This is a genomic window from Candidatus Bathyarchaeota archaeon (assembly GCA_023131225.1).
Classification (GTDB): Archaea; Thermoproteota; Bathyarchaeia; order Bathyarchaeales; family SOJC01; genus JAGLZW01.
Map to the genome: position 1 here is coordinate 1 of JAGLZW010000013.1, position 24,104 is coordinate 24,104.

The 24,104-nt window shown below is 42.8% G+C and carries 24 protein-coding genes; 13 read left to right on the forward strand and 11 right to left on the reverse strand.

Annotation, left to right across the window (positions count from 1 at the left end; all coding sequences use genetic code 11):
- On the reverse strand, positions 1–2,024 hold a 2,024-nt coding region (locus KAU88_03515; protein MCK4477582.1), incomplete at its 3' end, for a hypothetical protein.
- A 312-nt stretch (positions 2,025–2,336) separates the two neighbouring features.
- Positions 2,337–4,688 carry a right-handed parallel beta-helix repeat-containing protein gene (locus KAU88_03520; GenBank protein MCK4477583.1) on the reverse strand — a complete coding sequence of 784 codons (2,352 nt, stop codon included), beginning with the start codon at positions 4,686–4,688 and terminating at the stop codon, positions 2,337–2,339.
- A gap of 759 nt (positions 4,689–5,447) precedes the next feature.
- Between KAU88_03520 and KAU88_03525 the strand changes: the two genes are divergently transcribed.
- Both KAU88_03525 and KAU88_03530 read left to right on the forward strand, forming a co-directional pair.
- Positions 5,448–5,798, forward strand: coding sequence for a hypothetical protein (locus KAU88_03525; protein MCK4477584.1), 351 nt, complete (start codon positions 5,448–5,450; stop codon positions 5,796–5,798).
- A gap of 277 nt (positions 5,799–6,075) precedes the next feature.
- Entirely contained in the window at positions 6,076–6,651 is a 576-nt protein-coding gene (locus tag KAU88_03530; protein ID MCK4477585.1) for a flavodoxin family protein, read from the forward strand.
- 245 nt (positions 6,652–6,896) lie between these two features.
- Here KAU88_03530 and KAU88_03535 read toward each other — a convergent pair whose 3' ends face one another.
- Positions 6,897–7,211 carry a hypothetical protein gene (locus tag KAU88_03535; protein MCK4477586.1) on the reverse strand — a complete coding sequence of 105 codons (315 nt, stop codon included), beginning with the start codon at positions 7,209–7,211 and terminating at the stop codon, positions 6,897–6,899.
- 102 nt (positions 7,212–7,313) lie between these two features.
- On the opposite strand from KAU88_03535, the gene KAU88_03540 reads away from it, so the two are divergent.
- From KAU88_03540 to KAU88_03555, 4 genes are read left to right on the forward strand one after another with little or no spacing between them, the layout of a single operon-like run.
- Positions 7,314–8,468, forward strand: coding sequence for a thiolase domain-containing protein (locus KAU88_03540; GenBank protein ID MCK4477587.1), 1,155 nt, complete (start codon positions 7,314–7,316; stop codon positions 8,466–8,468).
- 9 nt (positions 8,469–8,477) lie between these two features.
- A complete protein-coding gene (locus KAU88_03545) occupies positions 8,478–9,650 on the forward strand; it encodes a thiolase domain-containing protein (protein MCK4477588.1) in 1,173 nt (390 codons plus the stop codon).
- A gap of 6 nt (positions 9,651–9,656) precedes the next feature.
- On the forward strand, positions 9,657–10,175 hold the full coding sequence (locus KAU88_03550) for a Zn-ribbon domain-containing OB-fold protein (GenBank protein ID MCK4477589.1): 519 nt from the start codon (positions 9,657–9,659) through the stop codon (positions 10,173–10,175).
- 2 nt (positions 10,176–10,177) lie between these two features.
- Positions 10,178–10,651, forward strand: a complete 474-nt coding sequence (locus KAU88_03555) for a Zn-ribbon domain-containing OB-fold protein (protein ID MCK4477590.1) — start codon at positions 10,178–10,180, stop codon at positions 10,649–10,651.
- Between the two features lie 261 nt (positions 10,652–10,912).
- On the opposite strand, the gene KAU88_03560 is transcribed toward KAU88_03555, so the two are convergent.
- Positions 10,913–11,884 (reverse strand): DUF362 domain-containing protein, encoded by a 972-nt coding sequence (locus tag KAU88_03560; protein MCK4477591.1) that lies wholly within the window; start codon positions 11,882–11,884, stop codon positions 10,913–10,915.
- A 192-nt stretch (positions 11,885–12,076) separates the two neighbouring features.
- Here KAU88_03560 and KAU88_03565 point away from each other — a divergent pair, with 192 nt between their 5' ends.
- Complete coding sequence (locus KAU88_03565; GenBank protein MCK4477592.1) at positions 12,077–12,799, forward strand: hypothetical protein; 723 nt, start codon at positions 12,077–12,079, stop codon at positions 12,797–12,799.
- Between the two features lie 18 nt (positions 12,800–12,817).
- On the opposite strand, the gene KAU88_03570 is transcribed toward KAU88_03565, so the two are convergent.
- The 4 genes from KAU88_03570 to KAU88_03585 all read right to left on the reverse strand — a co-directional run bounded on the left by KAU88_03570 (position 12,818) and on the right by KAU88_03585 (position 15,508).
- The gene (locus KAU88_03570; GenBank protein MCK4477593.1) at positions 12,818–13,921 is read right to left on the reverse strand and encodes a restriction endonuclease, SacI family; all 1,104 of its coding nucleotides are present in this window, start codon (positions 13,919–13,921) and stop codon (positions 12,818–12,820) included.
- A gap of 79 nt (positions 13,922–14,000) precedes the next feature.
- The gene (locus KAU88_03575) at positions 14,001–14,825 is read right to left on the reverse strand and encodes a DNA adenine methylase (protein MCK4477594.1); all 825 of its coding nucleotides are present in this window, start codon (positions 14,823–14,825) and stop codon (positions 14,001–14,003) included.
- Between the two features lie 60 nt (positions 14,826–14,885).
- Positions 14,886–15,212 (reverse strand): hypothetical protein, encoded by a 327-nt coding sequence (locus tag KAU88_03580; protein MCK4477595.1) that lies wholly within the window; start codon positions 15,210–15,212, stop codon positions 14,886–14,888.
- Positions 15,213–15,349: 137 nt separating this feature from the next.
- Entirely contained in the window at positions 15,350–15,508 is a 159-nt protein-coding gene (locus KAU88_03585; protein MCK4477596.1) for a hypothetical protein, read from the reverse strand.
- Positions 15,509–15,715: 207 nt separating this feature from the next.
- Here KAU88_03585 and KAU88_03590 point away from each other — a divergent pair, with 207 nt between their 5' ends.
- From KAU88_03590 to KAU88_03605, 4 genes are all read left to right on the forward strand, one after another.
- Positions 15,716–16,114, forward strand: a complete 399-nt coding sequence (locus tag KAU88_03590) for a molybdopterin dinucleotide-binding protein (protein MCK4477597.1) — start codon at positions 15,716–15,718, stop codon at positions 16,112–16,114.
- 2 nt (positions 16,115–16,116) lie between these two features.
- Positions 16,117–17,559 carry a formylmethanofuran dehydrogenase subunit B gene (locus KAU88_03595; protein ID MCK4477598.1) on the forward strand — a complete coding sequence of 481 codons (1,443 nt, stop codon included), beginning with the start codon at positions 16,117–16,119 and terminating at the stop codon, positions 17,557–17,559.
- 184 nt (positions 17,560–17,743) lie between these two features.
- Positions 17,744–18,358, forward strand: a complete 615-nt coding sequence (locus KAU88_03600; GenBank protein MCK4477599.1) for a hypothetical protein — start codon at positions 17,744–17,746, stop codon at positions 18,356–18,358.
- 483 nt (positions 18,359–18,841) lie between these two features.
- A complete protein-coding gene (locus KAU88_03605) occupies positions 18,842–19,699 on the forward strand; it encodes a hypothetical protein (GenBank protein MCK4477600.1) in 858 nt (285 codons plus the stop codon).
- Between the two features lie 308 nt (positions 19,700–20,007).
- On the opposite strand, the gene KAU88_03610 is transcribed toward KAU88_03605, so the two are convergent.
- Positions 20,008–20,259 (reverse strand): hypothetical protein, encoded by a 252-nt coding sequence (locus KAU88_03610; GenBank protein MCK4477601.1) that lies wholly within the window; start codon positions 20,257–20,259, stop codon positions 20,008–20,010.
- On the reverse strand, positions 20,256–20,486 hold the full coding sequence (locus tag KAU88_03615; GenBank protein MCK4477602.1) for a type II toxin-antitoxin system RelE/ParE family toxin: 231 nt from the start codon (positions 20,484–20,486) through the stop codon (positions 20,256–20,258). Before KAU88_03615 ends, KAU88_03610 begins: the two co-directional genes overlap by 4 nt.
- 106 nt (positions 20,487–20,592) lie before the next feature.
- Between KAU88_03615 and KAU88_03620 the strand changes: the two genes are divergently transcribed.
- Both KAU88_03620 and KAU88_03625 read left to right on the forward strand, forming a co-directional pair.
- On the forward strand, positions 20,593–21,888 hold the full coding sequence (locus KAU88_03620; GenBank protein ID MCK4477603.1) for a hypothetical protein: 1,296 nt from the start codon (positions 20,593–20,595) through the stop codon (positions 21,886–21,888).
- On the forward strand, positions 21,885–23,417 hold the full coding sequence (locus tag KAU88_03625) for a hypothetical protein (protein ID MCK4477604.1): 1,533 nt from the start codon (positions 21,885–21,887) through the stop codon (positions 23,415–23,417). Before KAU88_03620 ends, KAU88_03625 begins: the two co-directional genes overlap by 4 nt.
- Positions 23,418–23,629: 212 nt before the next feature.
- Here the strand turns inward: KAU88_03625 and KAU88_03630 are convergent, their stop codons facing one another.
- Positions 23,630–23,890, reverse strand: a complete 261-nt coding sequence (locus tag KAU88_03630; GenBank protein MCK4477605.1) for a hypothetical protein — start codon at positions 23,888–23,890, stop codon at positions 23,630–23,632.
- Between the last annotated feature and the right edge of the window lie 214 nt (positions 23,891–24,104).

The following is a 24,104-nucleotide window of genomic DNA, read 5'->3' on the forward strand; positions in this document are numbered from 1 at the left end:
GGGTTCACCAGTGTGTTGCCGTCGCTGTCTGTCCAGCCTACAACAGTGTAGTCTCTCCAAGCGCGTGGATACTCTTCGTCAAAGTCCGCACCGATGGGACTTGTGAGCCACACTAGAAAGTCTGTGTAGCTGCCGCGGAACGCTAGGTATCGCGGGTTGGGATCGGGTTCAGCGTTGTAATCCACCGAGAGATATGATGCAGCAGTATAGTTGATCCACCATTCTGAGCCTGGAGGCCAGTTCCAGGGACCTAGGTAGTATCCAAAAGTCCACCAGCCTTCAAGCTCCCACGCCCAGTCAGGGTCATACCACCACTCGCAGGGTGGCGGCTGAGCGTAGCCACAGTTACGAGCTGGTCTAGTGGTGCAGTTCGGGAAGTGGACTGTTACATTCTCGATGCCGCTGGCTAAGTAAAGGATCCAAGGCCAACCGCCTAGGGTGTTGTTGACACCGTCCTTCCAATGCTCGTTGATTATTGGCACGTCAACTGGTGTAAGCAGCTCAATTAGGTCTTCATCAGGATAAACAATGTAGTCCACGCCTGCAGTGAGTGTGTAAGTGTACTCGTCAGCCGTGAAGTGCAGAGCATGTACAGTAACGCTGTTTACAGAAGAAAGCCCTGGCATCGAGAAGTTACCTGTCCAGTAGGGGACGCCGAAGCCGTTGTACGGGTCGTCGGTTCCAACGTACCTTCCTGGCAACCCGTTATTACCCAGGTTGTCTGGACCGAAGCTTGCCACCCAGATGTAGTCTTCAACTGTTGCGTAGGGCTGTTGTGTCACGTTTAGGGTACCAGTTATTTCGTCTAGGTGGTAGTCAAAGTAGAAGCCGGTTCCTGTGTGGTTTAGTATGAGTTGGTCGCTTGGGCTAAGCACGCCGTCGCCGTTGTCCTCCCAGCTGGTCAACTCGAACGGTCCAGCCAAGTAGTCTGGAGCCAGTTCATAATAAGTTGTGCCCACTGGGTTTGCAATAACGATTGTTCCGATTGAGTCGAATGTATGTGCGCCTGTGTACATTGTTGGGTTCTTCAATGTGACGGGTGCAGTTGGTGGCGGGAACTCTGTTGACTCATAGGTTACGTTGAAGTCAACGCTGAACATTCTTATCTGCCCATATGGAGCAATGTGAGGTTCACCATATCCTAAGAAGCTAACATGTACTATTCCTACACCATTATCAATGTCCTTCGCAATTTCAAAGATGCCGTTAGACCAGAAGGCCTCGAACGTTCCGTCAGGGTCAACACTTGCGTCTATCGCCTCTATCAATGTTGGGTCAAAGTTCATGTACACGTCGATTCCGCCGACGTCCCAGAAGGGATCCAAGTCGGTGCCGCCTTCTCCAAGAAGCCATACACTATATGTGAATACTTCACCAACTGAAGTGCCTTCATAGGATGTTGGGTCTATCTTCAGCAAAGGACACGTAGGAAAACATGGTTGCCGATACCAGTGTTTAATCACACCGTCTTCAAGTACGGCTGGGATGGAACCACCAGCACCTGCAGCAAGGTCGACTGCCGTGAAGTTCAGGTACGTGTAGAAGAACGCGGTGGGATCGCCGAAGGGCAGGTTGATTGCCCTGAAAGTCATTATGAAGACTGTTCCGCTGCCGTCGAAGCTTGGACCTCCAAGGGTGGCTAAGGCAACCCAATAAGTCCCCACGACAACATCGTCTTTGAGCTCCAATGGCGGATCGTGGATAATTCCTGCATAGGGACTCGGTGGTTGAACAGCTGGATAGCTTTCAACAGTCATGGTCTTGGTGTGACTTACGTATTGAAGGTAAGTCGTGTTCCATGCTATTTGAATGTCCAAACCTGCAAGGTCTGAAACGTCCTCGATTACACAAGCAACGGTGAACGTTTGACCGTCACTCGTAATTTCGGCTTGTGGTGAGGGTTGAGGATAGAATCTGACAACCGTCGCTTGTGCGAACACTGAGGGTGTCACTACCATAAATAAGCTTAGTAAAAGCGTCGAAGCAAGCAATATGCTAAAAGCTTTCTCTATCTTCAGTTTCATTCCTTCTTCTCCTTTCTCAACATAACAATGGGCTTCTGGTGTGTTAATAAATATTATGGAACATTATTCTGCATTCCTAGAAGAAGGGGCAAATGTACTTGGGTTCTCTGTACCAACATCGAATGCTCTTGTCAATATGTTGACTGGTTGAATGCTAAGTGCCCACACTAATATACTAATGAAAAGTGAAGTGAACACCCCCGTTGAGACCGCCTTTTTCACTCTTTCTCCTTAAATAAAATCGAAAGAGAAGCTATTATCGTTTTTGAAAGAGTTCTCTATTCTTGCTGAGGGTGACTTCGGCTGGAAAATTCAGCAGCTCCACTTGGTGCCATAGTTGTTGGCTGCGGCAACCACATCGTATATGTCAATTTCCCAATTCTCGTTCAAGTCGACGAATATGTCCCAGTTACCATCTCCCGGTTGCGAACCATAGGCCGGTGCGATCATTACAATGTCGTATATGTCCACGTCTCCGTCGTAGTCAAAATCCCCTTCCAATGCACTCTTGAATGGGAACTGTTGTGGATGATAGTCTATGTTATAGGTTTCGTTTATCGGACCTTTTACATCGTCGTACCAATAGTTTCCAATGTCGCTATAGTTCCAATTGTTTTCAAAGTGCGGAGTGAACTCTATGTTTGATGTGTAGAAGTTATTGAGGTAAATTGTGTTGTTCCGGGAGACCCATAGTTCCATGGCCACGGTATCTTCGTGATATTGTATATTGTTACGGGTTATGTTGTTACTCACCGCTGATTCTAGGAAAATCGCACATTCATTGCTCTCTATGCCATTTTCTTCCAGTGTATTGTGGACAGACCAATACAGGTATATGCCATAGCCTTCACCGTATCCCTCTTGCTTATTGTTGCTAATACTACTGCGAGTCAGAGTATTGTTGTCGGACCACAACATATAGACCCCATAGTAGTTGTCGCGAAGATTCAAGATTTCGAGTTCTGAGTTACTTGTTGACGCCAGCAAAACACCTTGAAAGTTTTTACTCAAGCTCAGACATTGAGCCGTAATTGACGTACAGTTTATGAGTGCAAGGTACCCAACACTCGTGCTGTTTATGACTCGGTCTTTCTGGTTTCTTAAGTACCAGATACTGCGTCCATCGACCATATTGCTGATGTCTATTGAATGGTTGAAGTGAGAAAGGCTGGAACCCCATACTCCGAAATTGTATTTATTGTCCGCCAGATTGTTGTCAATCAAGGTATTGTTTTCAGAAAACTGGAGAATTAGTCCCAAGCGAACATTGCTATAGACATCGTTTGCGGAAATCAGATTCCTGTTCGAATAGTTCAGTAACAGCCCATTTTTGTTGCGCGAAATGGTGTTGTTCTGAATTTGGTTCCAGTTCGAGTAGTCCAGTAGCAGCCCATCTTTGTTACGATAGATGGTGTTATTGTGAATCTGATTCTCATCTGAGAGATGTAGGTATATACCACTGTCTTCATTGTAATACAAGGTGTTCGCTGTAATATTATTGCTGTCAGAGGAAAATAGACTTACACCATATTTGCCGGTGGCGCCAGAATTCTCTATGATTATGTTGCCATCTGAATTATTTAGAGAGACGCAGTTGAAACTGGTATCAATAAGGTTCTTCTTGATAGTGTTGTTGCCTGATGAGGACAAACGGATCCCATCTACTTGACGGTTAGCTCCACGGATAGTATTGTCAAACACAATGTTATTATGTGAGTCGACGAGGAAAACCTCGCATACACTACTGTAAGATATGTTGTTGTTCATGATGATACTGTTGTTTGTCCCAGAAAGCTTCACACCATAGCTGTTATTGGATATTACGTTGCCTTTCACTACATTGGGAGGCTGGGTCCAAAAAGAACCACTTAATTGAATTCCCACGCCTTGGTTGTTGAGTATTCTGTTATTCTCTACCGTGTTGTTGGAACCGACGAGCCCGATCGCCGGACCATATACCAAAGGATTTGAAACGATATTGTTATTGCATATCCAACTATTATACGTCCCTCCAAAGATCCCAGCACCATTGCCTTCTAGCGTGTTTTCGGTGATGTTATGATTGTCACCCAATAGACTAATGCCTGTATAAGTGTTGTTCACTATCGTATTGTTGTGCAGAACGATACGACTACAGTATTGGGTTGCATTCTCCCCAGGGGGGGAGACTAGTACAATTCCAAGATCGTTGTCGGATATAATGTTGTTAAATATCACATTTCCCGAAGAAGCATTCTTTATGTAAATCCCGCAACCCCAGTCTGAACTATTTCTGATTGTGAAACCGGTAATTAATATGTCATTTGCTGATATAGTAACTACGTTAGATATTCCGTACCCGTCGATCGTCGTCTTTTTGGGATCAGAATCGCCCAAAGCTATAATCTTCCAAGGTTTAGTGATGTTTATATTCTCGATATAGACATTGCCACTTGTCACGCCTATCGTGTCGGAAACATTGAAGTCAGCATTGTCAATAGCATCTTGGATAGTCGGGAATTCGTCAGGAACTATATGATAGGCTGCTTTTACCGGTGGCACTATCTTGAATGATGTAGCAAGCAAAGCTGCCAAAAGAATTGTCAGCAACAGTGATGCAGCTGTTCTATGATTGAGAACTTTTCCACTAATAGTACGACTGCTTGCACATAAGACGCTAATCATAACTCTTCGACTCGTTTTCTCCCTCTCACCTTTTAGTATTGCTCCGTCAATAGATAAGATTTATGGAAGAAGATTCTATTGTGCGACAGGCACACATTGTGGAACGCCACTTATCCCTAACCCCAGTCTCTAAAGAAAAGCTTGAACTCACCAGTGGAATAGTCCATGGGCTTGCTTTTTCCTCTATCCCAAAGTGCGTGTGCATATTCTTGGAAAAGAGGTGGAGATGCGGGAGAAATTATCGCTTGGCGATGACTTAAACGATCAAAGAAAAACTAGAGGCTTTTCGCCAATTACCACTTCTCTTTTCCAGAGTATCAATTATGCGAATTTGCTCACGCATGTTGCTCATGTATTTTAGATTCATAAAAGATATATTCGCTAAGATACAGATTCTGAGGTAGAAAGAGAAGAAAACACGTAATAGGATGGCAGTTATACCTGGCATTGTTCCTTTAGTTATAGGTTGTCTTGCATTTTTCATACCAGAGGAAGTTAGAGTGCAGGTAGAAATCTTTCCGTTCTCCGCAATGGGTGTTTTAGCATTCATTTTTTGGAATCGTTCTAGTAGCAATTGGTTTTGCTCACTACATTGGAGATAAACTCTCTGAAGGCAAGTATTAGAAGCTACCGACCCCCCCCCCTCCTTTTTTGCATTTTTGTTTTGATGTGCACACATATCGAAAACTGATATACTTCAAGCTTCGGAAGTCTACTTTTATTTCTAGAAAATAGTTCTATATTCTTGTGGTGGTGGAAATGCAGCCTTACTACAAACCTGAAATTCTTGTTTTGAAAGGAGAAGACGCAATTCAAGTTCTCAACGAATATGTGAAAGAGCTTGAGGAAGGACAAGCTGAAGAGTTAACGAAAAAACAAGCTAGAGCCATGGTTAAGCTTGCCAAAGGCTTCATTAAGTCCATAGAAGCTGAGACACGAACACAAGAACCTGTTAGAAACACTAACCTCTTACTCAAGCTTAGAGAAACCGTTAGAAAGTATGTACCGCAAACACTTCAGGAACCAACAAAGCCAATTTGGCCAAGTAAGGTGCTCTCCTCTAGAACTCTCTACCACCACCCCCCACCAATGACCCAGCAATTCAAGTAAAGTCTCGCCAACACCGTCCTTTTTCTTGATAGATTTCCATCCTAAATCTTCCATCTCCTCTTCCAATACTTCTCTGAAGAGGCACAAAAAAACTGAAAGAATAGACTTCTATTCCCAAGCATCAATTATACGAGTGCGAATAGTCGAAGTGCAGTTCAGGGCGCGCCTATAATTAATAATAGTAAGTACTTTGGGCGATAAGTTTGCCTCACCCTTTCAAAGCAAAAGGTAATAGCCAAGTCGCAACATACTCCGAAATTACATGGGGAGAAAAATAATGAAGGTATTGGGTATATCATGTAGTGCTAGAATCAACAAAAACACGGCTGATCTGTTAAATCTTGCCTTAGAGACATTGCGGGCTAAAGATCTCCAAACCGAACTCATTCAACTAGCAAACTTCAATATTTTTCCTTGCCAACGCTGTGACTACCAATGTCTCTATCATAAAGAACGAGACTGTCCAATCAAGGATGATGTCCCTGAAATCTGGAAACGATTAAAAGCGGCTGACGGAGTAATTTTCGGAGTCCCTGTCTATAGCGGAACGATTCCTTCACTGATGAAAATCTTGTTCGAAAGGTCTCAAGCGCTAGTTCCAGAAGAACCACCAAAACATCCTCAAGTTACAGGGATAATAATTCTTGGTTCATACGGGCATCTTAACGTACTTGGTGCCTTAGCACCATGCATTATGTATTATCCGGATTTCAAGCCTGTAGGGTATGTGATGGCAATAGGATGGGAAAAAGCAATCGAGAAAGAGAGAACACGGCAAGAGGTAATTGCACTTGCCAAAAATGTTTACAAGGAACTTAGGCTTCATGGAACACAAAAAAGAAAGACAAGTTGACCCCATAAGCATAGGTTAAGAGATGCAGTGCGAAAAAGAGCTGTTAAACCTCCAAGTTGCGCAGAATTGGTGTTTGTCTTAGCGCTTCGACTGCGAACGTATTGCGTGCGCGTCTGCAATTTTTCAGAGAGTTTGAATGACTGAAGAATCGCGGATTTGTAAAAATCACTTTGCGCGCGTTTTTTCGTGATTGAACTATACCTTCAATTAGTTTAGGGAACTGTTGAACGTTCTGTCTGCATCCGCTACTTGCATTTCAGTCGATGTCCTTCGCCGTATTGATATGTTCTTCTTTTGTTTTTCTCTAGCTTTTTGAGGAACATTTCGTCCATATTTATCCTAGGACAAGCTAGTCTACTCGCGTCTAGGACGTAGAATATTACGTCAACTAGTTCTTCAGCTATTTCCTCTTCGCTTTTACCCTTTTTCCAAGCATCGCTTGCTTCACCTAATTCTACGAAAGCAAAAAGCAGCTTCTTTGGAATATCTTCAGGCTTGTTGTAGAAGCCTTTTTCCAAAACTAGCTCCTCTATTTTCTTCTTCATTTCTTCTAAGTGCATGGATCTTTCTCCTAGCTTTCCTACTTCACACGCGTCTACAAAAAACTTATACTTACTGACATACCATTAAACTATTCCTTTCATTAAAAATGAGGTGAAAATTTGGGAGAAGTTGCTATTGTTGGTATCGGATGCACAGGTTTCAAGTCGGTTATGCCAGACATATCTTACAAAGAAATGATGTTCGAAGCTGCAACAAGAGCTTATCAAGATGCTGGAAACATTAGTCCTCGCAAAGACATCGACGCCTTTATCTCAGTTGCTGAAGACTACTGGGAAGGCTTCAGCATATTCGACGAATTCGTTCCAGACCAAATGGGCGCCGTACTGCGGCATTTGTTTACGGTTTCAGGCGACAGTATCATAGGGTTAGCAACGGCCTACATGCTCATCAAAACAGGACACTTCGAAGTAGTCGCGCTGGAATCACATGGCAAGCCTTCAGACATACTCACCCTATATGATATTGTTTCATTTGCAATGGACCCTATACTTAATAGACCGCTCGGAGGACACCCATTTTACGTTGCAGGCATGGAAATGAACCGCTTCCTCTGCACGACAGGCACCACTAAAGAACAATGTGCAATGGTCGTGTCAAAGAACAAAAGAAACGCGCTGGGCAACCCGTTGGCCGCTTATGGAGCAGACGTCGATATTGAAGATGCACTATGTTCTGATCCATACTTTCATCCTTTGAATCGACTTGACATTAGTCAACCTGCAGACGGCGGTATCGTAATGGTGCTGGCGTCAGATGAAGTCGCCACGAAACTCAACGACAACCCGGTCTGGGTGAGAGGTGTGGGCTGGGCATGTGAGACGCCTTCGCTAGAAACCAGATGCTGGAGTGAAGCAGTTTATGCGCGAATCGCCGCGGAAATGGCGTACAAGAAGGCGGGAATAAATACTCCGAGCAAAGAGGTTGACTTTGCCGAAGTAGACGACCTATTTTCTTACAAGGAACTTCAGCACATGGAAGCGCTTAAGCTCTGTAGAACTGGTAAAGCAGGTAAACTAACTGAAGAAGGCATAACTCAGATTGATGGCTATCTTCCTATAAACCCTTCAGGGGGAATACTGGGAATGGGTTGGGCATTAGAGGCATCTGGCTTGCAGCGTTTGCTGGAGGTTGTTCTGCAACTCCGAGGAGAAGCAGGAAGTAGGCAATTGGCAGATGTGGAAGTTGGGGTAGCACAATCGTGGCGCGGAGTTCCAACAGCTACTGGTGCCGTTGCGGTTTTAAGTAATTGTTAGAGGTGAAAAATGAAAATGTTTGGAAAGAAAAGAGTTGCAGTTATAGGCGCAGGCATGACGTTGTTTAGGCGAAACTTGAAAGAAACAGGTAAAGAGCTGTCTTGGGAAGCCTCTAAAATGGCTTTGGACCAAGCTGGGCTTGAGCTGAAGGACATGCAGAGTGTCGTCATGGGGACAGCTCCGGACGCTTTTGACGGGGTCCATATGAAGGGAGAATATTTGGCCGATGGTGCAGGGGCGTGGCGGAAACCTTACTCAAGAGTGTTTGTTGGCGGTGGAACTGGAGTCTTTGCGGTTAACGCGGGTTGGTGGCATGTTGCTTCAGGTCAGTTTGACACTTGCTTGGTTGTGGGAGAGGAGAAAATGTCTTCTTGTTATCCGCATCCAGCATATGCCTTCACAACAATCTTTGACCCGATCTACAGCAGACCGCTAGGTGTAACGTTGATTTGGATATTTGCTCTTGAAATGCATAGGTACATGCATGTTCATGGCATAACAAAGGAGGAAATTGCGCTAGTTTCAGTGAAGAACAAACGTAACGCTTTAGATCATCCATGTGCGCAGTTGGGCGCTAACATCACGGTTGAAGACGTGCTTAACTCAGAGATTATGTGCTGGCCGGTTCAGAGACTTGACATCAGCCCAACGAGCGATGGTGCAGCTGCGTTAGTTTTGGCTTCTGAAGATGTTGCCAAAAAACTTACGGATAACCCAGTTTGGATTGACGGTGCGGGCTGGTGCATTGACTCAACCTTCTGGACAAACCGCGACCTTTACTATCCTAAGTACGTGCAATGTGCGGCTCAGATGGCTTACAAGATGGCAGGAATCAAAAACCCACCGAAAGAAATCGACGTCGCAGAAGTCTACGACCCATTCGACTATAAAGAACTACATCACATGGAAGGCCTAATGCTCTGCCGCAAAGGACAAGCCGCGAAACTGACAGCAGACGGCGTGACTCAAAGAGACGGAGATTTGCCAATAAACCCGTCAGGCGGCTTACTAGGTGTTGGCAATCCCATTGCTGCAGCAGGTACAATGAAATGCTGCGAAATCTTCTGGCAACTGCGAGGCGAAGCCGGCAAAAGACAAGTGAAAGGTGACCCAAGAACAGGATTAGCGCAGGCTTGGGGTGACCTAATGCAGTACGGCTCCGTCGTAATAATGAGGAGTTGAGAAAACATGAGTGAAAAGATTAAGCATTTTCCAGGCGAACCATTGAAAAGCAGCGACATAAGAGACGGCAAAATCCCAGCTGTAAAGCATCACCCCAACATCAAGTATTTGTGGAGCGCAGGCGTTGCAATGAGCCGATTCTTAGAAGGAATGAAAAAAGGCAAAATCGTAGGCTCCACCTGCAAGAAATGCAGTCGGATCATGGTCCCTCCTAGAGCTTTCTGTGAACAATGCTTCAAGCCAACCGACGGATATACATATGTAAAGGATACAGGCACAATCAACACTTGGTCAGCCTCCTACGTTGCAGGAGACGCTAGCCGAATAAAGGAGCCAATACTAGTCGCGGTTATTGATTTAGATGGGGCGTCAAAGGGAATGGGAATACTGCACCTGCTAGGTGAAATCGACGATTGGAAACAAATAAAGTTCGGCATGAAAGTCAAAGCTGTCTGGAAGCCTCCAGAAGAACGAACTGGCGCAATCACAGATATCAAGTATTTCCGACCCCTCAGGGAGGGCTAAACATGGCAACAGAAAAAATTATTGACGTAAGACGAATGACTCATTGGCCCGGACACATGGAAACAGACCACATTTACACTTTGGGCATAGCTAACGAAAAATTCTTCATGGAAATCAAAGAAAACGGAAGAATCCTAGGTGCCAAATGCAAACGTTGCGACAACATTTTTGTGCCTCCAAGGATTTACTGCGAAAAATGCTTCAACAAAATCACAGAGTGGATAAATGTAGGCACAAAGGGTGCAGTGCACACGTTCACAGTGGCCCACGTTGACATTAATGGCGCCAAACTGAAAGAACCAGTAATATACGCCTTGATAAAATTTGGCAACGCAGAAGGCGGCCTTGTCCATAAACTCGGCGAAATAGAACCCTGCGACGTCAAAATAGGCATGCACGTAGAAGCTGCGTTTAAGCCGCAAACTGAAAGAACCGGAAACATAAACGACATCAAATACTTCAAGCCACAGAAATAAACATCAACCCCCCTTTCTCTTTTAAGCTTCTCTTAACCATTCATATTTGGAGTCCTTCTGGAAGGGTTTAAACTAGTCCCCATTTTTCTTAGGCATTCCGCAGGGTAGTCATCTAGCTTGGACTTGGACTCCAGTGGAGATGTCTCCCACAAAACCCCTATTTTTCAACACAATGCAAGTGTACGCACATAAGGTACGCAGTCTAGTCCGGACTTACCCCATTGGAGACATCACCCGTAAACCCTGCTTCTTTTGCTCATATCAAACGTGAAACCAATCTTTCGATGCTTTCGCCTTCTCTACATGTCGTCTATTGTAGAATCCAAAAGCCTCTTCGCCGAGCTTTATGTACGAAACTCTCTCAGGAGCGACACCTATGAGTCCGCAGAGGATAGCATCAAGAGAGACAAGGTGTCTACCAAAGGTTAAAACACCAAGGTTCTTTGCAATGCTGTAACTTCCCCAGGGTACCTTCACTTCGCCTTGGGGGTCGCTAACTGTCGCGTGGCGAAGTGCCTCGCAGATGCCATAGACTTTGAAAAGGGTTGCATAGATCTTGTTGATGTCGACGATGCTCCTTCCAAGCCATTCGTCGTTGGAACCATGCCACCATGATCTGAGCGGGTCAGGAATTAGGCCAAAGAGGTTCTTCATCGTCAGACTCGGAAAAGTTCCCCGAATCCCCTTCACCTTGCCGAAGCTAATGAGGGTGGCGCCTCGCAGGTCATACAACCGCTGAGGGACATATTTGTATAGCTTCTCCTTAAGAACTGGTGCGAAACGAGTCTCTACCATCTTCTTAATCTTTCCGACATCTGCTGTCCGCCCTTGCCATACCTCTTCTGTGACATTAACGTAGTCGACTCCATGTTCGTTGAAGAGATCGGTAAAACCGAACTCGTCAAGGAACCACTTGTCTTGCTTTTTTATCTCATCCCATCGGCCTTCCTTCTTGATCCAATCCCAGTTTGGGTGCTTCATGATCCATCTCCAGTCAACTTCCTCATCGTCCACAGTGAACCTCATACTACCATCCTGCCGTTCCATCGAGTAGGCTTCAGTGACTATAACTCGACCATCTAGCGCATCTAGCAGCACTTGTAAGGTCTCAACATCCGTGAAGTTGGCGGGGTGCGGACTAAACCAGTTTGGTTTAACGATAAAGACGTCCGTCTTCAGCCATGGATCCTTGAAAAGTCGCCTTAAATCGGCAGAAGTCTGAGCTCTACTCACAGTGACTGAACCGAAATGTTGTATGTTGCGAAACATATCCTAACCATTCGAGTTAATTAATGACAACATATAACAGTTACCAGCCAGACCGGAGGTGGGATTTGAACCCAACCAACGCACTGCGAGTCGAACAAGGCACTGAAGTGCACTCATTTTATAAGATATAAGTTATATTGTGACAAAGGGGATTCAGTGCGTCAGACATGGATTGGAGATAGGGCTATTGAGAGCATTCTGTGGGAATCTTTCAGACAATTCGACGAGGAGTTCTCGAAACTTCTTGAAACCCAAGCATACAGTCAAGAAGAGCGTCTCACAGGGTTTTTCGTAGAGAAGCTCTGTCAGCATGGCAGAATGGCCCAGAATAGCATCTCGAAAATAAACACTTCACTTAAACTGCCATGGTACTTCTCGGTTAGATATCAAGATATGACAAGAACGGAAAAGACTTATGGGGCTGATATGGCGTTCGTACTGAGCGCCAACATAAGGGAAAGAATGAACATCAGGAAAATCATCTTAGTGCAGTGCAAGAAGATGAATACAAGGTCTTACCCTTCTCCGAATTTCACCTTCATCAATTCATGGCCTATCAACTACCAGCAGGCGGAAGACCTTTGCAATACAACTCCCTTCGGCTTTCACTTTCTTTATGGGCCATATACTAGCTCTGTCCTTACAAGGGTTGCACCAGCGAGAAGCGTAATGGGGCTAATGAGAGCGACGAGAAGGAAAGGAACAATTCCTTTGAACCAAACCTTGCTCATATCAAGGCCGTTCCCCGATTTCCTCTTGTACGACTTTATTGGATGTTGGGAGGGAGACGAACGGGATGAGGCATTCGACGTAATAAAGCGAAATCTCTCCGAATTCTCAATCAGGTATATAGTTCATGTTGACATCTCTCATGGTTAACCGAATTCATCATAAATCCTAGATTGTTACAATACGTTTCCATCTAAGTTTATTTTCTCGGGTTGCCTTAATTTCATTGAGGTATTCTCCAACCTTTTTTAGAAAAAGACTCCTCCCCTTTTCCCCGATAACCATCAGAAATGGAGTAAGCTCTTGAGGAACCTCAAATAGATAAAGATTGATTCCTTTCTCAATTCTTGACCTTATGAACTTTTTGATGCCCTCTTCGTCGCTTTTCACAATACCTGCTCCATAAAGGATTATGTAGTCGGATAATTTGTGTTTTCTAGCTTTCGCCTCGCAATGTCTTGTATCGCCCTCAGTTACTGGTTTGTCTTTTACTTCTGCGGCTTTTTCCAACGTGCCATTCAAGTAAAATTCTATGTCTCCAGCAGTTTTCGCAAACCTGTCTGGCCAATTGACTGGATAGACCTTTATTGTTAGCTGACCATCAAGTATTTCACTTAAACTCGCAAATGTCGCTGCACAAACTGCTACCAATCTTTCTCCGCTGCCCGAGACACTGAGAAACTTATCTAGTATTTCTTTTGTCAATTCTAGACTTACCTTAACTGGTGGACTTGGAAAGTCGAACTTTGCTGGATTGAGTCTAATCATCTCTTGCAGAACTTGTCGCAGGAAGGCAAGAGGATATGAAATATCGGTTTGGCAATGAACTTGACTGTTTTCAAGAAGGCTGTAAAGCTGATTCTGCGCTTCTCGATTTCTATCTCTGTTGGTAAGAGCAAATTCTGGATATCGGGCTGGGCGATTAAGAAATGGTTCGTTTGAACCACCCAATCGCTCACCGTGACTTTTTTCAAATGGAACAAGAACCTTGTGCGCCACACTTCTAGCGTCATAAGCACCTTGTAGCTTGCTACCTTTCTGCAATGCTCGGAAGTGGATTTTCGGATTGACAGCCTTTGCGAGTGCTGAAGTAACCAAGATATATCTATAAGTCAATTCGTTGCCTTGGAGAACATTTCCAATCTGCATTATCTCAGTACCGTGTTTCTTAGGGTCAAGGAAGTTTCCACTTGGGTGACTTTCAACATATGCCCATTCTTTTTTAATGAGAATTTTCGCTTTCTCTAGGTCAACAGATTCCTTTCCACTCACTCAGAAACCCAGAAACATTGGTGCACACTAGCTTGTTAGTTTTGCGGTTTTATGCACACGCACGCATATTCATATGAAGCTAATAGTTAATCCATATAGATTCTTGTCTGAGCCGCTTTACTGAATGACAAAGCTTCTCGGGAGCATCTATACGCTCCCAATCTCCATAAAGCTTTCCCATAAGCGCACAGCCATACGAAGATAGCGCCACCTTCCCTTCAACTGTATGAAGTTTCTCGGCCAGTTCAGTGTGTTCCTCGTCAGTCATCTCAAATTCATAAGCGTTAGAGTCTCCACGGCTCTCGTGGGGATAGGGGGGGTCACAATAAAATAGCGTTTCAGGGCTGTCATATCTCTCTATCACTTCGATTGCAGGGGAATTTTCAAACTGAACCCTAAGCAGTCTTTGAGCTATTTGAGAAAGAGATTCTACGGCTCCTAGCCATCTTGATACGGCACCTGCCATTCCAGCACGGCTTGTGAGACGACAATGTGCCCATCGACCTGGAGTTGCGCTTTGAGCCAAACCTGTTCTAGTTTGTCGAGCACGAATATAAAACAGTCTGGCTCTCTCTAAGTTGGAAAGATTTGGGTTTCCTTTCATGTTGATGGCATTAATATACTCTTTACGAGAAAAGGGAGTCAAACCTATCATTTCGATAAGTTCATCCTTTTCATCTCGCAAAACTTTGAAGAAATTAACAACTTCACCATCTAGGTCGTTGTAGGTTTCCAGTGGTGAAGGCTCACGGTTGATAAGAACAGCTGCTGAACCTCCAAATGGTTCGCAGAAATGCCTTGTTTTGGGCAGTAGTGGGAGAAGCCAATCAAGGTGGCTGAACTTCCCACCATACCAGCCAAAGGCAATCAATTTCTTTCTCGATTCTTCCGCATTCGTTTGCATACGCAACCCACTGGTGAAGTTATTACTTCAATGCGTTTATTAATCCTTTAGAGACTGTTATCATTTTTTCTCGAACTCCATAACAAATCTATTTGCTTCTTTTTCTTCTTTTCTCAAAGACATTTCCAATCCCCTAGATTCGATGATGTGATGATATAGCTCATGCAGAACATTTCTCTTATTCAACCCTTTCTTAGTGAAACAAGCAATGTCTTCGAAGTAATCACACGGATATCCCTTCATCACTTTTCTTCCATCTAAAACTAACTTCATTTTTGGAATCCTGTAGTATTCAGTTAGAACGTCTACTCCTTTCTGTGCTCCCTTCAATTCGTAGATTAAATAAAACCTCTCGCAAACCTTCTTGGAAGGAACACGAATTTTCATTTTTGTTCTCTCAAAGAATTGGTATTCTAGGAGTCCAACTCTTTTTTTCATCTCTTAGACATTTAGCTAAGAGCTAAGCTTCTTCGTTAATCAGAGTTTCTAGTTTCTGTTTTTTTCCAACGGTAATTCTTGGAATTTCAACTTTCGACTCGAAGTAGGCATAAAGCTTCTTTGAGGAGCCTCTCGTATTCTTTAGCTTCTTTCTCTTTTTTGATTTTGCCTATGGCTTGAAGGGCTTCCGTAACGTTTTTAAAGCGTTCCCCTAGCGGAATTCCAGTTTGGGACGTGTCGTGCATTTTTCCCTCCTTACGAAATTTTTCGATTGCCTTCTGTAACAACTACAAACATCGTTCTACAACAAAAACTCCATAATACTGACCACTACAAAGTTTAGTTAAAGCCACAAACATTATGTCCACAAGGTTATTCATTGAAAGATGGGAAACTCCTTAAGAAGGACTTCATTCTAACTACAAAATAATATTAGCAACAGGAGAGAGGCAATGTCAAGGCTCCAAGTCACCCTTCTAAGTGGAAGAACAATAGATCAAGGCACTGCAAAGGAACGAAGCAAACTCTCAAACGAGTACCGTGAAAGCGTGGCCATCTGCGAAATAGATCCTGACGATTTGAAGGAACTGGGCGTGAAGGAAAACTCCAACGTGAGAGTGACAACGAAGCAAGGATCGGTAGTCGTGAAAGCCAAAAAGTCAAAAAGGGGGCCTCATCTGAAGATTATTTATATGCCTTATGGAATTTGGGCAAACATCATAGTTAACCCTCGGACACACGGAACTGGTATGCCCTCTTTCAAGGGGATTCCTGCAGAAATACAACCTGCCCCAACAGAAAACGTTCCAAGTGTTCCAGAACTTCTAAGGCAAACTTACAGGAAAGAATAGCAATGTCAGTAATCAAAAATGTTACATGTCCAGTTTGCGGAACACTGTGTGACGATCTCGAAATTACAGTAGAGAAAAACGTTATAATCGATGTTAAAAATGCATGTGCAATTGGCGAAGCAAAATTCATGAATTTCTCCAACCCAGAACATCGAAACCTAAAACCTCTTGTAAGAAAAGGAGGAGAACTGAGAGAGGTTTCTTTAGACGAAGCGGTAGAAAAAAGCGCTAAGATCCTCGCCGACGCATCATACCCAATACTCTATGGGTGGAGCTGCACGAGCTGCGAAGCCATTCGGATAGGCGTAGAACTGGCTGAAGAAGTTGGAGGAGTCATAGACAACACTTCTACCGTCTGCCACGGTCCCTCAATACTAAGCATCCAAGATATCGGCATATCAACCTGCACCCTAGGTCAAATTCGCCATCGCGCTGACCTAATTATTTATTGGGGATGCGATCCTTACAGTGCCCACCCTCGCCACATGGAACGTTACACAGCTTTTTCAGATGGGCGCTTCCAAGAAAGTGAATGGGAACATTATGTCGGGCGTCTACGGGGCATATTGGGCAAGAAAAGACTACGCAGAGCTTCAGAACTGGTATCAACGAAGGAAATTTCATTGCCAGCTGTCACAGGACAAAAACTGCCACCTGAGTTTGAAACGGAAAAGCGAAAACTAGTCGTTGTAGATGTCCGAAAAACTCGTTCCGCAGAATTCGCCGATTTCTTCATTCAAGTTGAACCGAATAAAGACTTTGAACTCCTTCAAGCTCTCCGTTTATTAGTAAGAGATGAGGAACTCGAAGTCGACAAAGTCGCCGGCGTGCCTGTTGATCTGCTTGAAGAGCTCGCAGATACGATGATAAAATGCAACTTCGGCGTCGTGTTCTTCGGAGTTGGTTTAACCATGAGCTACGGGAAACTACAAAATATTGACGCCGCAATTGCTTTGACGCGAGATCTGAACTACCGCACAAAATTCGTTATCATGCCAATGCGAGGCCACTTCAATGTTGCAGGTTCAAATATTGTGTCTACTTGGCAAACAGGTTATCCCTTCGCCGTAGATTTCTCGCAAGGCTATCCACGTTACAACCCTGGCGAAACATCTGTAGTGGACATACTTTGTCGTGACGACGCTGATGCAGGCCTAATTGTGGCGTCCGACCCTGTTTCCAATTTTCCAAAAGAAGCAGTTCAAAACTTGGTGAAAAACCCTTTAATCGCCATCGACCCCGTGATCTCTCCAACAACCATGATGGCCGACGTAGTGCTTCCTTCCGCCTTCGTAGGGGTCGAGGTTGGAAACTCAACCGCTTACAGAATGGACGGGGTGCCCCTACCGCTCAAGAAAGTTGTTGAACCACCGGAAGGAGTTCTATCTGACAAGGAAATTCTACAAAGGATTCTTAAGGACGTGAAGAGGTTCAAACATCACTAAATGCTTTCATACAGATATCGCGTAAGAAATCGTTAGATTTACATCTGAATTTCTTGACGAGGTTTTTGTTCGACCTGCTAGGCTAGACACTCTTAAGCGAAAGAAAAAAATAAAATAACCAACTTGGGTTTGGGATTAAACGTTAAGGAAAAAGTTATAACTGAATTGAAAAAACAAATGATGGATGTTACTGGATTTGTGGTATGAATATCCGATTCCAGCAGATATTGAGAAACAAAGAGTAATCATTAGACAACTCAGAAAGTGGATCATAAGCCTTGAAAGCCGGGATATTATCAAAGGGTTTGCCTTCAACCACTACTATCCTAATCCTTCAACGCTCAATATCAGATTTGACTCTTCAGAAGACAAGCTAGAAACCATGAGAAAAGAATTAGAGCAAGAAGTTAAAAAACTACTTCCAGACTATGTTCTTCAAGAAAGACTATGGGATGAAGGGAAAAGTCAAGAATATGTCTATAAAGCTTACGAGTTTGGGAGTAGATGCGCGTTTCTTTTCTGGGATTTTGTTGAAAAAGGAAGATTCCCCGAAGAATTCGCATCTAGCTATTTGAGATGGAGTGATTCGACACATTTTGAGTTAAAACCGAAAATCTTCACTTTTCAGTCTTGCTTTAGTCATGGTGTCATGAATTCGCTAGACATCTCTAAGACTCCAAATGAGCAATGGCTTCATTTAGCAGCTCTCATTGAATCCACGAAATCTTCTAATCCGCAAGAACTATACGAGTGGATAAAAAGCCAGCCTAGTTTATTCTTCACTAAGAAGTCTGAATGATAAAGCTTTCTTCCATGGATGTTTTTAAGCGACGTTCATGTTTTAGTTAATCTTAGAGTAAAGAAATATCCCATGTGATGTCGGAGTTCGGAAGAATTCTCCAGTGGCATCTTAATCCAATCTAGACGATGATTCCAATTTATTCGCATTGTAAGCTAGATTTTCGGTCTTAGGTGCGAAGCACATTGCTGGATTGGCGAAGCACATTTGAAGCTCAGAGAATATTTTACTTACTCTTCATAGGCTGGTCATGCGAGAATATTTGAACTAGGCACGCTTGAACAAACACATAGCGTAAGATATGACAATTGTGCTTATTGTCTCGGCGGGTCAACAAGGTAGAAATCCTAAACGCCTTCAACAACATCTTTTTTCTATTCTTGTCTTTAGATTCTTCGAGAACAAATTAATACTTAATTAGATTTATATGTAATGGCGAGAATTTCGTATTATCCTATATTGTTCAATTCAGTGGATGCACTAATGTCTCCAATAGAATATGACGACTCTGGCATATACGAAGAAGAGATAGATGAAGATGTTGAAGACATTAAACCAGAGATTGAAGAAATAATTTTACGGCAGAAAGTAGTAACTGAGCGAGAGCTGAAGGTAAGATTAGAGAAAAAAATTTTTCCGTGGATAACGGGACGAGCTCTTAATGCTATGGAGCGTGAAGGGATTATCAGAAGAGTGGGTTATAGAGGGCGAAAAAGTAGAACTGAGAGCGTTCCAGAATCATTCTTTATGTCTTATAGTGATGAGTATGAAGATGTAGTTGGTATAATCGAAAGGAAAAGGAAGATTACGAAGTATATAAATGCAATTCTTACCGCTCATTCTCCTGCGGGATATCATGCTGAAGATTTATTCGAAGGGGCATTCAAATCCCTCGGCTTTAAGATTCATGGACGTGAGAGGTCAAAATTCAATGGCAAGGTTGTTAAAGGAAAAAAGGGAAAGCAACTTCCAGATTTGGATTTTATCATAGAGAAAGACAAAATTGTCTATGGTGTTGATGTCAAGAATTGGATTAGGTATGAATATAACACAAGGGTTAATGTTCGCTTTAAAGTAAGCTTAGCTATGCAACTTGGAATAGTTCCTTTTATTATAGCTCGTTATGTAGATAAAGAGACGATTTATGTTGATATCATAAAGAAAGGGGGTATTTGTTATTCTTATCACACATTACTTGTTCCCCGTTCTTTTAGGTCGCTTGCACTTGATGCTGAAGCTTTCTTGGGATACCCAATCTTAGCTTTGGATGTTTTGCCAAATTATAAGGTTCAATGGATTTTGAAGTTACATACTGATTACTTGAAAAGGAGCACAGCATGAAAGGTTAATTATTCGGGGCTATTTCAATTTTTTGGGGCTGAATTGTGGTCTGTTTTGGTGTTGCTTTGTATTTTGATGCTGAGACAGTATGAATACATATAGCTCCTAGTTGCGCGCGCGCATATCTCCAACAGTGTCTTAATTCAAGTTAGACGACGACCCCGACCTATTTACATTGCAAGCTAGATTTTCAGCTGATGCGGAGCACATTTAAATCCCTTACTCATATTCGATACTGTTAACTTGTTAGGGATAGCTCAAATGGATGCTGTTTTTTAGTCTATTGTGATAGGTGCTGACCAAGTTGTTTAACGGAAGATATAGACATAATTTGGGGTTTCCCCACCACCAGGAGCCCCACTCATACCTTTAGCTATGAAATATTTTTCGATATTTCGAGCCATAGTTTCAGTGTCAGCTCTCCAATGATGCCAATTCTTTGGATTTCCATGTTGAATCTTGCGTGTATTTGGATTATCAGTTATTCCAATAGTCCAACTTGAATAGCGAGAATTACGGACAACCAATTCAATAGCAGTTTTAATATATCTTTCTTTCATAACACACATCTAATGCTACTATCAGATTCAGAATTAATATGCTTTTGGGCATTATGAGAATCTTGAATTACTTCTTCTCTTCGAAGTTGCTTAAGTTTCTGGTATGCTCGTTTTCGATGATCAACAAAAAATACTTCTATGGTTTTGTTTGAACTATGAATTTTATAAGCCACACGATAGTCGTAAACTCTTATTTTACGAATATCGGAAAGCACACCCTTCAGCATGCATGAATTTCTCAAAGAGAGGAGGCAACATGACGGTTGTCATAAGATACTTTCTACATCGCACAACACATATCAGTATCAACTTTGTATTTGAAAAGGGGGATACTTGCCATTGCGTTCTTCGGAGTCTGTACAGCACAAGAGGATAAAAGAGATTATCTGCAATAAGCTAAAAGAGTGGGCAGGGGCAGCAATTAAAGAGTATCAATCATCTGGACACTATCTTGACGTATTTGCGGTTACTCCTCTTGGAGTAACTATCTATGTTGAGGTTATCTGGTCGAGTTCGAAGGGAAATTTCTTCAGAGATTTAAGTATGATACAGAGCTCCAATGCCAATGTTAAGCTTATAGTAGTCAGCCCAAAGATCCTAAATAATGAAAAATTCCAACGTGAATTCGAAAAGGTAGCTATCTCCCAGCAAAGATATAATGTTGCCATGCATGGCGAATTCATTGATGGTGAAAGAATACTCAATGACTCTGATTATGTAGAGACAGAATTAAAGCAATGCATTATGAAGCTTATTCAAAAAGTAAAGATTCGAGGTAAAGTTGTCGGAGTTCAAGCTAGATTTGAACCTCCACAACCACGTCATCCTGACAAAATTCAAGAAATGCTTCTTTCCAATTTATTTCCTTTGATTAACTATCCAACGGAAATGTTTGTGAGCCCAACATCTATCAAAAGACGGTCCTCATTCTATGCGAAATTTGGAGGCAAAATTGATTCCTATTCTTTTTTACCGAAGAACAATAACTTATATACATTTGATGATTTGAGGAATCCAGACTCCCCATTCAGAACAGCTATTTCCACGAACAAAATTTCTGTTGAAAAGACTTCTGACTGGATTGTTAGTAGTGCAAAAAGAGATGATTTGATTGATCTTTTCAACCAAGCATTAAGAAAATATTGCAGAACCAGAGGTCTCAACTTTGATAGGAGACATCACAGATTTGTATGTTCTTTAAAGGACGGTGGTCCTCGACTTTTCACATGGCGAACTGAGAGAGGTGGAAGATCCATACCAAGAGTTATGGCCAAACTTATGAAAGGATTGGATGGTAATGTTCTATTTGGCAAGCATTATGCAGCCAGATTGAGATTTATAATCTTTGATGAAAGTATATTCTTAAGAATAGCACCTACTATGACTTTCACATCAGACGGTTACAAGCCTATACGCTCCAAAAAGCTAGCTTCTCTAATGAGTCGATATTTATCAAAGCAGTATAATAATACATATCTGGACTCTGTGAGATACTGGGGTAAATTCCTATCAAAATTAGATACCAAGATCTCGATACCAACGGGTGGACCTCCAATCGAGGTAGATTCAACTCCTATCTCAATCAAAGTAAATGTTGGCATAGCCAGAGAAGGTGAATTACAAAATTGACATCTGCTGAATTCAACAGCTTCTTCATTGAAGAACCTCTTCTGACCTTTGGAGATAAAAAGCAATATGTAGACCCGAAAATGGGTCTCTTAGGATATGGTCCCTGCTTATATGAAAATCGCCGAGCTATCTCTTCCTCAATAAGGTTAGGCATTATTGGTTCGAAGAAGACGATCGACTTAGCAAGACGCTGGATTCTAAGATGTCAAGGTGAAATTTCAGGAAAAAAAGGAAACCAGTTATTATTTCAATCGTACCCTGGATTCACTAGAATCTTTGGATGCGAACTTCAGGTGGTCGATGAATGTGTGCAAGAAATAACGAATGATGAAATTAATCAAGTAATTAAGGTCAGAGACTTTAAAAAGAGAGTTAGAAGTGCTGCAAAGTTATTTATAGAGAGACTTGCGAACTATCCCGGGCGAGAACCCAGACCACATGTTGTAATTTGTGCCACTCCTCAAAGAATCCTCGATAGTTGTGGAACTATACAAAACGGATATTACAGAGGTCGAGTCAGACTCACCCCGCAAGAGAAAGAAATCTTAGAAATCCTCGAAGAGCAAAGAAGAACTGGCCAAACAACTTTGGTTCCATTTCCCGAAGACGAAGTTCTAGACATTATGCCCGAAGCGAGCGACCTAAGACGCATTATAAAAGCTAAAGCAATGGAGCTAGGAGTTGCTACACAGTTGGCAAAGCCTAGAACCTTCAGACCTTTTAAGAAGATCCCTGGGGAACCAGGGGTGCAGGATGATGCTACCCGAGCTTGGAATTTTTGTGTTGCCCTTTATTATAAGGCAGAAGGGTATCCGTGGAAATTAGCTGAGATGGAACAGGGAACCTGTTACGTTGGGATTGCATTTAACAAAGATCCGCTGAGTCGTGATAGGACTATGAGGACAAGCATCGCTCAGATTTTTACACATACAGGTGAAGGACTTGTTCTAAGAGGAGACCGAGCTCTTATTGACCCGTATAATAAGTCCCCTTACCTCTCAGAAAAATCTGCATATCAACTAATGACCGATGTGCTGAAAGAATATAAAAGACAGATGCGTCAGTTGCCAAGACGGTTAGTAGTACATAAGAGTTCTAGATACCGATCTGGTGAGCTTTCAGGTCTCAAAGAAGCTGCTAAGGATGTTCCATTGAAAGATTTTCTCACAATTCTTAGTAGAGATATTAGATTCTTGCGCAGTGAAGGAATCTATCCCCCATTAAGAGGAACAATCATAGAGCTTGGACAAACCAACTACCTCTTATATACAAAAGGGTGGATACCATTCTATGGAACATACCCTGGTCTCAGAGTTCCTACACCCTTAGAAGTCGTTGAGCACTATGGGGACAGCCCTCGAAAAAAGCTCTGCGAAGAAATTTTGGCATTGACAAAGATGAATTGGAATAGCGCAGATTTCTGCATTCGTGAACCAATAACCTTAGCCTACGCTCGGGAAGTTGGTCTGATTCTTGCATACGTGCCTGAAGAAGTAATTCCACGTCCTGAATATCTTTATTATATGTAGCTATGTGAGCGTTATGCATGCATGCATCGAATTGCCTTATAACCGAATTCTTCAACTATTTTTGAAATTACATGCCTGAGAATTTGGTCTGAACACTTTCTAATGTTCGACCCTGGTTTTCCGATAGGGAGATCACAAAAGCGATTTTCTCCTTATTCTCACCATCATTTACAGATTTATCTTTTCTTTTTGGCATGAAGCTATTCACTCCATTAATAGGTCTTATAGGTATTATATTCTGGAGGATCTCCACCATGTTGACGCTGATAACGCTGAATATAGAACGCTTCCAGTTCCATTGCCCTCTCTCTAGACATAGGACCTCGAATTACTCGTAGATGGGTGAATTCCTTGCCTGCATTATCATGTTGAATTACTCTCACATCTGGATTGTTGGTTATTCCATATTGGACGATACTATTCCCATCTTTGAGTTCGTAGATATAGGTGTCTCTCTTTGCTCTCCTTCTCAAGTTGTTACACCCCCCACGCGCTTACTTCAAATAGATTCATCGTTGCGAAGCACATTTAAATCCCTTGGTTATATACGTCTTTTTCAGAGATAGCGGAATTGATGTCGGAGAACGGTAAAACAGACTCTAAAAAGAGCCTAGAAAGGTCCTGAAACCTTAATTTTCCTTTTATTGTAGCCATTGATATAATGAGTTTCTACTCGTTTGGAAGGCA